Genomic DNA, 12,897 nt, shown 5'->3' on the forward strand with positions numbered 1-12,897 from the left:
TGCTCTCCTTATAGGACGCTTGCCGCGCCTTCAGCTAAGATCCGACGTGCAATAATTACACGCATGATTTCGTTTGTACCTTCAAGGATCTGATGAACACGTACGTCACGTAGGTGGCGCTCCAATGGATACTCTTTGATGTACCCATAACCACCGTGAATTTGCAGTGCATCGTCACACACCTTAGTGCCTACATCAGTGGCAAATCGCTTTGCCATAGCGCAATAAGTGGTCTTTTCTGGGTCATTGCTATCCAGTTTAAATGCCGCCAATCGAACCATTTGGCGCGCAGCCACAAGTTCTGTATTCATATCTGCAATTTTAAATTGTAGTGCTTGGAACGCCGCTAACGGTTTACCAAACTGAGAACGCTCCTGCATATACTGCTTGGCGGTATTGAGCGCCTGCTGGGCTGTGCCAATCGAACAAGTTGCAATATTAATGCGACCACCATCAAGGCCTTGCATCGCAAATTTAAAGCCTTCGCCTTCTTGGCCTAGCAGATTTGCAGCTGGGATCCTGACATTTTCAAGCGTGATAAGGCGCGTGGGTTGTGCATTCCAACCCATTTTTTCTTCTGCTTTGCCATAAATAACGCCTTCAGCATCGGCAGGAACAACAAAGGCTGAGATACCTTTAGGGCCTGCTTCACCTGTTCTTGCCATTACCACTAATACGTCCGTTTCACCTGCCCCTGAGATAAACATTTTAGAACCAGACAAGACATACTCATCACCTTCTTTTATCGCTTTTGTTTTGAGTGATGCAGCATCTGAGCCAGATCCTGGTTCTGTTAGACAGTACGAGGCCAATAATTCACCCGTTACTAACTGATCCATATACTTTGCTTTGGTTTCGTCAGTTGCAAAGCTCGCTATCATCCACGTTGCCATGTTATGAATAGTCAACATGGCGGTTGTCGCTGTACAACCCATTGAAAGCTGTTCGAAAATAATACTTGAGTCAAGGCGAGATAAACCCAGACCACCTGCCTCTTCTGGTGTATATAGACCGCAAAAACCAAGCTCACCTGCTTTTTGAATTACGTCTTTTGGAAAAATGTGCTCTTGATCCCATTTTGCAGCATGTGGAGCAAGCTCGCTCATTGCAAATTGGTACGCCATGTCGGCAAATGCTTGTTGATCTTCGTTTAGGTTAAAGTCCACGGTAGACCTCTCTTGCTGTTCTGACACCCTGAATGTGTGTCGGTAATTCTTATCGTTTTGGTAAAAATAAGCGTGCTCCCCCTGCAGAGCACGCTGCGCAATATGAGTTATCTAAGGTTGATACTCATATTTGGACCACTGACTGCCTCATCGTCAAACCAGCGTGAGGTAATCGTTTTGGTTTCGGTATAGAAACGCACGCCTTGTTTACCATAGGTATGTTGGTCGCCGTAGAATGAGTTCTTCCAACCGGTAAATGAGAAGAACGGCAATGGCACTGGAATAGGAATATTAATCCCTACCTGACCCACTTCAATTTCACGCTGGAACTTGCGCGCTGCACCACCGCTTGCGGTGAATAATGAGGTGCCGTTACCGTACGGGTTGTTATTAATAAGGGTAATTGCTTCATCTAAACTATCGACAAATACACAACAAAGGACTGGGCCAAAGATTTCTTCTTTGTAGATATCCATGTCAGTTGTGACGTTTGAAAACAGCGTTGGACCTACCCAGTTACCATTTTCATAACCCTCAACGGTATACTCAGAGCCATCTAGCAAACACGTTGCGCCTTGCTGCTTACCACTGTCAATCAGCGATAGAATCCGCGCTTTAGCCTGCGGAGTCGTTTGCGGACCATAAGCAGCTTCTGGATCATCCCACACGCCAGGACGAACCTTCGCCATGGCGTTTTTTAGTTCATCGACCCACTGTTGTGATTGCCCTACAAATACCGCGACTGAGATCCCCATACAGCGCTGACCACCCGCGCCAACCGAAGAACCAACAAGGTTATTGATCACTTGCTCTTTTTTCGCATCTGGCATGATAACCATATGGTTTTTCGCACCTACACACGCTTGAACACGTTTAAGATTCTGCGTACCTTTGCTGTAAATGTACTGACCGACACCACAAGACCCCACAAACGAAACCGCACGAATTTCCGGCGCTTCAAGAATTTGATCAACCTGATCTTTACTCCCGTGCACAACTTGAAGTACGCCTTTTGGCGCACCGGCTTCTTCAAACAATTCAACCAAGCGCATTGGCGTTAGTGGGTCTTGCTCTGATGGTTTAAGTACAAAGGTGTTACCACATACAATTGCCATTGGGAACATCCACAGCGGGATCATCGCTGGGAAGTTAAATGGCGTAATACCTGCACAAACGCCTAGTGGTTGGGTATATGAATAGGTGTCGATATTTCGGGCAACGTTTTCTACCGTCTCGCCYATCATCATTGAAGGGGCATTACATGCTTGCTCGACCACTTCGATACCGCGCCACACATCCCCTTTTGCATCTTCAAACGTCTTGCCTAATTCATGACAGATTATGGTTGCGATTTCTTCTTGATGCTCCTTAAGTAACGCCGCATAACGCATCATAATTCGCGCACGCTCGGTTACCGGCACATTACGCCACGTTTTAAACGCTTCTTGAGCTGAATGAATTGCAGCTTGTACTTCCTCGTTAGTCGCACAAGGCACTTTTGCTAATACTTCTTGATTAGCAGGGTTAACAACGTCTAACCATTTGTCAGACTGAGACTGTGAAAATTCACCGTTGATGTATAAAGGTACTTGGTGCATGAAGCACTCCTCCCCATAAAACGAGTTAATGCGCTGCGTGAATGATTAGAATTATGGAAGACGCAGCGCCCCTTGGAACGAAATAAATTGCAGAGACTTAAACTTCTACTGCGAGTGCGACAGCTTCACCACCACCGATACATAGTGACGCCACACCTTTTGATAAGCCACGGTTTTTCAGTGCATGGATAAGTGTAACTAAGATACGTGCACCGCTCGCGCCGATTGGATGACCAAGCGCACAAGCACCACCATTGACGTTGACTTTATTGCTATCTAAGTGCATTTCGTTGATAGCCAACATAGTCACCATGGCAAACGCTTCATTGATTTCCCAAAGGTCAACGTCGGCAGTCGACCAACCTGCTTTTTCAAGCAGCTTATTCATCGCACCGACTGGCGCAACGGTAAATTCAGCTGGCGCTTGTGAATGAGTCGCATGAGCAACAATCTTACAAAGTGGTGTCAAACCGTGCTTTTTCGCTTCTGTTTCACTCATTAGAACAAGCGCTGCGGCACCGTCTGAGATAGATGATGAGTTAGCCGCGGTGATCGTGCCATCTTTTTTAAATGCTGGACGAAGTGATGGAATTTTATCTGGGCGGGCATTACCTGGTTGCTCGTCAGTGTTTACCTCAACATCCCCTTTGCGCGTGCTAATCACATGAGGAGCAATTTCATTGGCAAAACTGCCATTTTCGATTGCCGCATTTGCTTTACTCAATGAGCCCAAGGCAAATTCGTCCATGTGCTCACGAGTAATGTCATATTGGTCTGCTGTATCTTGCGCAAAGCAGCCCATCGCCTTGTTGTCATAAGCATCTTCTAAGCCATCAGCCATCATATGGTCTTTGATTTCGCCATGACCCATACGCATGCCGCCACGGGCTTTTGGAATAAAGTAAGGCGCATTAGTCATGCTTTCCATGCCGCCTGCAATGGCAGAATTAATGCTACCTGAGCGGATGAGATCATGCGCGAACATCGCCGCCTTCAGGCCTGAACCGCACACTTTGTTGATTGTCGTCGCTCCTGTTGAACGGGCAAGACCTGCATGCAGCATAGCTTGACGTGCAGGCGCTTGACCAAGACCTGCGGGTAACACGCACCCCATGATCACTTCATCTATACTGGCGTCATTGAGACCTGTTTCATTCATCACTGCTTTAATAGCAGTGGCGCCTAACTCTGTCGCAGCAGCGCCAGATAGGCTTCCCATAAATCCACCCATTGGTGTACGCTTAGCAGCGACGATGACAACAGCTTCGTTACTCATTGCAAAACTCCTGTAGACAAGCCATGCTTTGGCTCATTAATATTTGACTCTGTATTCGAGCATACATAATATTTACGTTTACGCCAACGTAAATCTAAAATCAAGGCAAATGAGATTGCTGCAACTGTAAAGATTAATTGCACAGATTTATTGCCAACGCTTATTCTGTCTAGCTCGAGTTAAGGTTTGATGACATTTCATACAAGCCTAATTGCTGCTTTTATACGACTAAAGCAGGATCTACCATTCTTACTTTACCTTTACGTAAACTTCACTTATATTGGTCTAATCAGTGACGTTGTAAGTGTAAATAGAAATGCAAGAAATAAATGAACCAACCTATTCAATCAGCGAGCTAGCTAAAGAATTTGATATTACTACTCGCAGTATTCGTTTTTACGAAGATCAAGGACTCCTTTCTCCTAAGCGCCAAGGACAAACGCGTATTTACTCCAAACGCGACAAAGTCCGTTTAAAACTTATCCTTCGCGGAAAACGCCTTGGCTTTACACTTGCTGAAACTGGCCGCTTATTTGAGCTTTATGATGCCGACAAATCTAGTGAAAAGCAGCTTAAAACCATGTTGCAACTCATTGAAGAGAAAAAAGCCGATTTAAGCCAACAAATGGACGACATCAAAGTTGTCTTAATGGAATTGGTAACGGCTGAACGTCGTTGTCGCGATACATTACACGAGCTCGAAAAATAAACTCTCACAACAGGATGAATACCGATGAGCACAGTATCTTTATATAAAGAATTGAACTTTGGACTAGGTGAAACAGCAGACATGATCCGAGATCATGTCAATAGTTTTGCTACCAGCGAAATTGCCCCACTGGCTGAAAAAACAGATCAGGAAAACGCGTTTCCGAACGAGATGTGGCCAAAGTTTGGTGAAATGGGTCTACTTGGGATCACCGTCCCTGAAGAATTTGGCGGCTCAAATATGGGATACCTTGAGCATGTAATTGCAATGGAAGAGATCAGTCGTGCAAGTGCCTCAATCGGCTTAAGTTACGGCGCACATTCAAACCTCTGTGTAAACCAAATTAACCGCAACGGTAACCAAGCGCAGAAGGAAAAGTACTTACCTAAGCTAATTAGTGGTGAGCACATCGGTGCCTTGGCAATGAGTGAGCCAAATGCAGGTTCTGATGTCGTTTCAATGAAGCTGCGTGCTGAAAAGCAAGGTGATAAGTTCATCCTGAACGGAAATAAGATGTGGATCACTAATGGCCCTGATGCAGACGTTTTCGTCATTTATGCAAAGACAGACGTCAATGCAGGACCTCGTGGGATCACAGCCTTTATCGTAGAAAAAACCTTCTCCGGTTTTTCAACAGCACAAAAGCTAGACAAACTTGGCATGCGTGGCTCAAACACTTGTGAGTTGGTGTTTGAAAACTGCGAGGTACCCGCTGAAAACATCCTAGGTGAATACAACGAAGGCGTAAAGGTGCTGATGAGCGGCCTTGACTATGAACGTGTAGTATTGGCCGGCGGCCCGCTGGGTATCATGCAGGCTTGTATGGATGTTGTAGTCCCATATATTCATGAGCGTAAACAATTTAACCAGTCAATCGGTGAATTTCAGCTAGTGCAAGGTAAAGTTGCTGATATGTATACGCAAATGAATGCAGCACGCTCATACGTCTATACTGTAGCAAAAGCCTGTGACCGTGGCGAAACCACGCGTAAAGATGCCGCAGGGGCAATTTTATATGCCGCAGAACTTGCAACCAAACTTGCACTTGATGCCATTCAATTACTAGGTGGAAACGGCTACATCAACGAATACCCTACAGGCCGCCTACTTCGCGATGCCAAGCTCTATGAAATTGGCGCTGGTACGTCTGAGATCCGCCGTATGCTTATCGGACGTGAGCTGTTCAACGAAAGCCGCTAGGAGCGCTGTATGACGGTACTAAATTCTGCGGTTAATCCTCATGATCCGCAATTCAAAGCAAACAGCGATGCCATGACATCGCTGGTTGCTGATCTTAAAGATAAAGTGGCAACACTAAGCCAAGGTGGCGGTGAAGCACTCATCGCTCGTCATCAAAGTCGTGGTAAGTTATTTGTCCGCGACCGCATTGAAACTTTACTCGACGAAGGCTCACCATTTTTAGAAATCGGCCAGTTCGCCGCTTTTGGTGTTTATGAACAAGATATTCCCTGTGCCGGTGTCGTTGCAGGGATCGGACGCGTGAAAGGTGTTGAGTGTATGATTGTGGCAAATGATGCGACAGTCAAAGGTGGGACTTACTTTCCACTGACGGTCAAGAAACACCTACGAGCACAAGAAATCGCTGAGCGCTGCCACCTTCCGTGTATCTATTTAGTAGACTCAGGTGGTGCAAACTTGCCAGAGCAAGATGAAGTATTTCCAGACAAGCTGCATTTTGGTCGGATATTTTATAATCAGGCTCGTATGTCTGCTAAAGGGATCCCGCAAATTGCTGTGGTTATGGGATTATGTACCGCAGGCGGCGCCTATGTGCCAGCAATGGCTGATGAAAGTATTATCGTTAAAGAACAAGGCACCATTTTCTTAGCAGGCCCGCCACTTGTTAAAGCGGCCACGGGTGAAGAAGTGAGTGCAGAAGACTTAGGCGGCGCAGATGTGCATTGTAAAGTGTCAGGCGTGGCCGATCACTATGCAGAAAATGATGAACATGCACTGTCTATCGCAAGACAATGTATATCGCGAATTAATCATCAGCGCCCAACGAGGTCACTACTCCAAGATGCCAAACCGCCACGTTATGATATCAGTGAGGTATATGGCATTGTCGGCACAGATCTGAAAAAACCGTTCGATGTCCGTGAAGTCATTGCCCGTATCGTCGATGACTCGCAGTTTGATGAATTTAAGCGCTACTTTGGTGAAACGCTAGTGACTGGTTTTGCCGAGATTTATGGTCACCCTGTGGGGATCGTAGCAAACAACGGTATTCTCTTTTCTGAATCTGCACAAAAAGGCGCACACTTTATTCAGCTCTGTGCACAGCGCAATATTCCACTACTGTTTTTACAGAACATTACTGGATTTATGGTCGGCCAAAAATACGAAGCTGAAGGTATTGCCAAACATGGCGCCAAAATGGTTACAGCGGTTTCCTGTGCTGATGTGCCTAAATTTACGGTATTAATTGGCGGCTCATACGGTGCTGGTAACTATGGTATGTGTGGTAGAGCATACGAACCAACTATGATGTGGATGTGGCCAAATGCACGGATCTCTGTGATGGGTGGCGAACAAGCTGCAGGTGTATTAACACAGGTAAAACAAGATGGTTTAGCGCGCAAAGGGCTTAGCATGAGTGATGCCGAAGTGAGCGAGTTTAAAAAACCGATCATTGAGCAATACGAAAAACAAGGCCACCCCTACTACGCGAGTGCTCGGCTTTGGGACGATGGCGTTATAGACCCTGCGGATACACGCACTGTACTTGGTCTTGCCTTAGAAGCTGCGAGCAATGCGCCGCAAAAAGAGTCTAAATTTGGCGTATTCAGAATGTAAGGAGCACCGATGCCTGTCACTTTAACGATAACAAAAAACAAAGTGGCGATCTTAGAGCTAAGTCGCCCAGAAAAACACAATGCCTTTAATGCAGAGGTGATTGCCGAACTTATCAAAAATATCGACTATGCCAGCGGCCTGGATGTGCGCGCTTTGATATTTAAAACCGAAGGCAAACACTTTTCAGCTGGCGCTGATCTGGCGTGGATGAAATCCATGGCAGACAATAACTACGACGAAAACGTCGCAGACTCACTAGAACTTGCCAAATTAATGCAGGTTTTAGCTACTTGTCCCCACCCGACATTATGCCTAGTGCAAGGAGCAGCTTTTGGCGGTGCACTAGGATTAATCGCCTGTTGTGATATCGCCATTGCACAGCACAACTCCAAATTCTGTTTAAGTGAAGTCAAGCTTGGCCTTATTCCGGCTGTGATTAGTCCTTATGTTATAAAAGCCATTGGTGAGCGCCAAGCAAGACGCTACTTTTTAACTGCTGAGGTATTCAACGCTGAAAAAGCTCTTGAAATGGGATTAATCCATGAGCTCAGTGACGATTTAGTTAAAAGTGAGTCTGACTTCACACAGCTGCTGCTAAATAATGGCCCTGCTGCGGTTAAAAATGCCAAAGCACTTATCAACGAAGTTGCAGGCAACGAAATCAACGAAGCGTTGATCACCCATACAGCAAAGCGTATTGCTGAGATTAGAGTCAGTGAAGAAGGGCAAGAAGGTCTTAGTGCCTTTTTCGATAAACGTGCGCCACGCTGGCAAAACGCCGCGCACGAATAGGAGTCAATATGCTAACTAAAATTCTAGTCGCAAACCGGGGTGAAATTGCCTGTCGCGTGATGCGTACCGCGAAGAAAATGGGACTAACCACTGTAGCGGTTTACTCTGATGCTGACGCCAATGCGATGCACGTTAAGGCCGCTGATGAAGCTTACCACATTGGTCCAGCACCATCTAAAGAGTCTTATTTGGTGGCAGAAAAAATCCTTGAAGTGGCAAAGGCTGCTGATGTGGATTGTATTCATCCAGGCTACGGGTTCTTATCTGAAAATGAAGTATTTGCCAAAGCGTGTGAGGCGGCGGATATTGCGTTTATTGGTCCGCTGGCAAGTTCAATTGAAGCGATGGGTTCAAAAACCCGTGCTAAGGAAATCATGAATGACGCCAATGTGCCTCTAGTTCCCGGGTATTATGGTGACAAACAAGAAGATGATTTCTTACAAGCCGAAGCGGAAAAAATCGGTTTTCCGGTACTTATCAAAGCCGCATACGGCGGCGGCGGTAAAGGCATGCGCGTGGTACGTGAGAGTAGCGAGTTTCTATCCGCTCTACATGGGGCTAAACGTGAAGCGGCGGCAAGTTTTGGCAATGACTTAGTACTGCTTGAACGCTTTGTAGATAAACCTCGTCATGTTGAAGTACAAGTTTTCGCTGATAGCCACGGTAACTGTGTTTATCTCGGTGACAGGGACTGTTCACTACAGCGCCGCCACCAAAAAGTGATTGAAGAAGCGCCCGCACCAGGTTTGAGTGATGCGATGCGCAAAGCCATGGGTGAAGCAGCAGTACGCTGTGCGCAAGCGATTAATTACCGCGGCGCTGGTACTGTGGAATTCTTACTTTGTGGTGATGAATTTTTCTTTATGGAGATGAATACTCGCCTACAAGTAGAGCACCCAGTAACAGAAATGGTAACTGGTCTTGACTTAGTCGAATTGCAATTAATGGTCGCGGCGGGTGAACCGCTGCCGCTGACTCAACAGCAGGTTTCGTTATCTGGTCATAGCTTTGAAGCACGTATTTACGCAGAAGATCCTGAAGAGAACTTTATGCCGTTTTCAGGTGTACTAGCTCACCTTAGCTTCCCTGCAGCCAAAGATGGCGTAAGAATTGACACAGGCGTGCAGCAAGGCGATGAGATCAGCCCGTTTTACGATCCTATGATCGCAAAGCTGATTGCTCACGGCAAAAACCGCGAGCAAGCATTACTCAAACTAAAATCAAGTTTAGAGCAAGTCCATCTGTGTGGTTTAAAATCCAATATCGCATTTTTGCACCACCTAGCTGGACACCCTACTTTTACAACCGGTGCACCAGATACCCACTTTATTGATACGCAAACTGAGGTGCTAACTCAATCGAATACGCCGTTGGATAAAATGGTGCTACTAGCAGGTGCAGCCTATCTTAGCCACCAACAACCACGTAAAAAGACGGTGTGGGGAAACTTAGGCTTTAGACTTAATCAAACCGCGAAAGTGGATTTGCCATTTGTGGATCATGCTGCCTGTGCCTATCAATCTCAAGATGGTTGGAAGATTTCGTTAAACGAGCAAATCCATCATGTTGAATGTGAATTAGAAGGACACCAGTTAACGGTAATCATTGATGGTGTCCGATTACGCGCAAGTGCGATTGTCACCGAAACCGCCATTACCATTATGTATGGCCCTCATCAACATACCGTTGAGCTTAAGTCAAAGCATTATATTAGCGATCATGAGCACGAAGCTGCGCCTTTGGCTGCCCCATTAAACGGCACTGTCGTTAAGCATTTATTGTCCGTCGGCACCCAAGTCAGCAAAGGTGATGCTGTAGTGATAATAGAAGCCATGAAAATGGAATATACCCTCAATGCGCCTTTTGATGGCAAGTTGACTTCATACTGCTTTGCAGAGGGTGAGTTGGTCAGTCATGGCGATATGCTGGCGATTGTTGAGGAGCAAGACTAATGGCTGACTATCCGGCTCGCGTAAAAATTGTAGAAGTAGGTGCACGGGATGGCTTACAAAATGAAGTCAGTGTTGCCACTGAAGCTAAAATAGCGCTGGTTAACGCACTTAAAGATGCTGGCCTCAAGCACATTGAAGCTGGTGCATTTGTGTCACCCAAATGGGTGCCACAAATGGCTGACTCAGCTGCGGTTATTCAAGGCTTTACGCGTAGTGATGACGTTGAAATAAGTGCGCTGACGCCAAACCTCAAAGGCGCTGAGCTTGCACTTGAGAATCAGGTTGACGAATTTGCTATTTTTACAGCAGCTAGTGAAACGTTCACCCAAAAAAACATCAACTGCACTATTGAACAGAGCATTGAGCGCTTTCGCCCCGTTGTTGACCTTGCACAAAAAAACAACATAAAAGTAAGAGGTTATGTAAGCTGTGTGGTTGGCTGCCCATATCAAGGAGCTGTACAACCAGAGCAAGTTTTAGCGGTATGTAAACAATTGTTGTCACTTGGTTGTTATGAAATTAGCCTAGGTGACACTATCGGTGTTGGTACACCTAAAAAAGTCCAGCAGTTGCTCACCTTGTTACTCCAACATATCCCAGCTGACAAGCTTGCGGTGCATTTCCATGATACTTACGGACAAGCGTTAACGAATATTCACACTGCTCTACAAATGGGGATCGCGACTGTTGATAGCGCCGTTGCAGGGCTCGGTGGTTGCCCTTACGCCAAAGGTGCGTCAGGAAATGTTGCCACTGAGGATGTAGTTTACTTGCTGCAAGGGCTTGGCATTGAGTGTGGAATTGATTTAGAAAGGCTAGCAAAAGCAGGATGGACAATTTGTGATGCGCTAGGTAAGACACCAAGCAGTAAAGTGTCGTTGGCACTCAAACAAACTTGTCAATCTTAAAACAATAACATCATTAGGAGTGGGCTTATGGCCGGTTTCGATAAAGTCGTATCAAGCTACAGCGAAGCGATGGCAGGTCTGAAAGATGGTGATACCATCATCGCAGGTGGCTTTGGCTTGTGTGGTATTCCAGAAGGCTTAATTGCAGAAATTAAGCGCATGCAAACAAAAGAATTGACTGTTGTTTCAAACAATTGTGGCGTCGATGATTTTGGTCTAGGTATTTTGCTTAAAGATCGTCAGATTAAGAAAATCATTGCATCTTATGTCGGTGAAAATGCGCTGTTTGAACAGCAACTTCTTGACGGCATTATCGACGTTGAGTTGACACCACAAGGGACGCTTGCAGAGAAAATGCGCGCAGGTGGTGCTGGGATCCCAGCTTTTTACACAGCAACAGGTTATGGTACACCTGTCGCACAAGGTAAAGAAGTAAAGGAATTTGATGGCCGGCCGTATATTTTAGAAGAGTCGATCACCGGTGAATTCGCTATTGTTAAAGCGTGGAAAGCTGACCGCTATGGCAACTTAGTATTTCGCCATACCGCAATGAACTTTAACCCGATGGCGGCAACAGCTGGGAAAATCACGGTAGCTGAAGTAGAAGAAATTGTGGAGCCCGGCGAGCTTGAGCCGAGCCAAATCCACACCCCGGGCATTTATGTCAATCGCGTGATCAAAGGTGACTTTGAAAAACGTATTGAACGTGTCACAACGCGCAAATAGGAGGCAATCATGGGTTTAAATCGTGAACAAATTGCGATGCGCGTGGCGCAAGAGCTAGAAGATGGTTACTACGTAAACTTAGGCATAGGCATTCCAACCTTAGTTGCTAACTATGTACCTAGCGGCATTGAAGTAATGCTGCAATCAGAAAATGGCTTGCTAGGCATGGGTCCCTACCCAACCGAAGACCAAGTTGACGCTGATATGATAAACGCTGGTAAAGAAACCGTGACAGCTGCGACGGGTGCAGCAATTTTTAATAGTGCAGAAAGCTTTGCCATGATCCGTGGTGGTCATGTAGACTTAACGGTACTAGGTGCATTTGAAGTTGATCAGCAAGGCAATATCGCGTCTTGGATGATCCCGAAAAAATTAATCAAAGGCATGGGTGGTGCAATGGATTTAGTTGCTGGTGCACGCAACATCATAGTGACCATGACCCATGCTAGTAAACACGGCGACTCTAAACTACTTGAATCATGCACACTCCCGCTTACTGGCGTGAACTGTGTAAAGAAAATTGTCACTGATTTGGCTGTGTTAGAAGTAAAAGATGGCGCATTCCATTTGCTAGAACGCGCACCGGGTGTTAGTGTTGATGAAATAATCAGCAAAACTGCGGGTAAACTTATCGTTGATGGCGATATTCCTGAGATGCAGTTTGAGGCTTAATAAGCCGCCACATTACCCAAAAATGTACCGACCTCATTCCYAGTGCCAAAGGCGCTGAGTTACCCAAAACCCCTCGCAAGAGGGGTTTTTTTTCTTGTTCTCATTAAAAAACCTTCACTTTATACCAATTTTCTTAATTAAGTGGTCTATTTTGAGGTGAGAAAATCTTGTCGATAACACCGCTTCCGCGTCCTGCTCACGCCGAGGTACCTACGTCCTGTAGGCAAGGCAAAAATTTTGCTATTTAGTTGTTCTAAATAAGAAACTTTTAACGCTGTTAG

At 45.9% G+C, this 12,897-nt stretch carries 11 protein-coding genes; 8 read left to right on the forward strand and 3 right to left on the reverse strand.

Features of this window, described 5'->3' with window-relative positions:
- Window positions 1-8: 8 nt before the first annotated feature.
- From EAG18_RS21140 to EAG18_RS21150, 3 genes are all read right to left on the reverse strand, one after another.
- Window positions 9-1,166, reverse strand: a complete 1,158-nt coding sequence (locus EAG18_RS21140; protein WP_125254328.1) for an acyl-CoA dehydrogenase family protein — start codon at window positions 1,164-1,166, stop codon at window positions 9-11.
- Window positions 1,167-1,273: 107 nt separating this feature from the next.
- Window positions 1,274-2,764: a CoA-acylating methylmalonate-semialdehyde dehydrogenase gene (locus EAG18_RS21145; RefSeq protein WP_125254329.1), complete on the reverse strand. Its 1,491-nt coding sequence runs from the start codon at window positions 2,762-2,764 to the stop codon at window positions 1,274-1,276.
- Between the two features lie 97 nt (window positions 2,765-2,861).
- Window positions 2,862-4,040, reverse strand: a complete 1,179-nt coding sequence (locus EAG18_RS21150) for an acetyl-CoA C-acyltransferase (RefSeq protein ID WP_125254330.1) — start codon at window positions 4,038-4,040, stop codon at window positions 2,862-2,864.
- A gap of 316 nt (window positions 4,041-4,356) precedes the next feature.
- Between EAG18_RS21150 and EAG18_RS21155 the strand changes: the two genes are divergently transcribed.
- Genes EAG18_RS21155 through EAG18_RS21190 form a run of 8 tightly spaced genes read left to right on the forward strand, consistent with a single transcriptional unit; the run spans window position 4,357 to window position 12,616 of the window.
- Window positions 4,357-4,749 carry a MerR family DNA-binding transcriptional regulator gene (locus EAG18_RS21155; RefSeq protein WP_099643874.1) on the forward strand — a complete coding sequence of 131 codons (393 nt, stop codon included), beginning with the start codon at window positions 4,357-4,359 and terminating at the stop codon, window positions 4,747-4,749.
- 24 nt (window positions 4,750-4,773) lie between these two features.
- Entirely contained in the window at window positions 4,774-5,949 is a 1,176-nt protein-coding gene (locus EAG18_RS21160) for an isovaleryl-CoA dehydrogenase (RefSeq protein ID WP_125254331.1), read from the forward strand.
- Window positions 5,950-5,958: 9 nt separating this feature from the next.
- Complete coding sequence (locus tag EAG18_RS21165; RefSeq protein ID WP_125254332.1) at window positions 5,959-7,566, forward strand: carboxyl transferase domain-containing protein; 1,608 nt, start codon at window positions 5,959-5,961, stop codon at window positions 7,564-7,566.
- Window positions 7,567-7,575: 9 nt separating this feature from the next.
- Window positions 7,576-8,358, forward strand: coding sequence for an enoyl-CoA hydratase-related protein (locus EAG18_RS21170; protein ID WP_125254333.1), 783 nt, complete (start codon window positions 7,576-7,578; stop codon window positions 8,356-8,358).
- An 8-nt stretch (window positions 8,359-8,366) separates the two neighbouring features.
- A complete protein-coding gene (locus EAG18_RS21175; protein ID WP_125254334.1) occupies window positions 8,367-10,310 on the forward strand; it encodes an acetyl/propionyl/methylcrotonyl-CoA carboxylase subunit alpha in 1,944 nt (647 codons plus the stop codon).
- Window positions 10,310-11,218, forward strand: a complete 909-nt coding sequence (locus EAG18_RS21180; protein WP_125254335.1) for a hydroxymethylglutaryl-CoA lyase — start codon at window positions 10,310-10,312, stop codon at window positions 11,216-11,218. Before EAG18_RS21175 ends, EAG18_RS21180 begins: the two co-directional genes overlap by 1 nt.
- Before the next feature lie 27 nt (window positions 11,219-11,245).
- Window positions 11,246-11,944, forward strand: a complete 699-nt coding sequence (locus tag EAG18_RS21185; RefSeq protein ID WP_125254336.1) for a CoA transferase subunit A — start codon at window positions 11,246-11,248, stop codon at window positions 11,942-11,944.
- A gap of 9 nt (window positions 11,945-11,953) precedes the next feature.
- The gene (locus tag EAG18_RS21190) at window positions 11,954-12,616 is read left to right on the forward strand and encodes a CoA transferase subunit B (protein WP_125254337.1); all 663 of its coding nucleotides are present in this window, start codon (window positions 11,954-11,956) and stop codon (window positions 12,614-12,616) included.
- Window positions 12,617-12,897: the final 281 nt, after the last annotated feature.

Origin of the sequence: Pseudoalteromonas sp. J010 (assembly GCF_003934235.1) — a bacterium.
Taxonomy (GTDB): domain Bacteria; phylum Pseudomonadota; class Gammaproteobacteria; order Enterobacterales; family Alteromonadaceae; genus Pseudoalteromonas; species Pseudoalteromonas peptidolytica.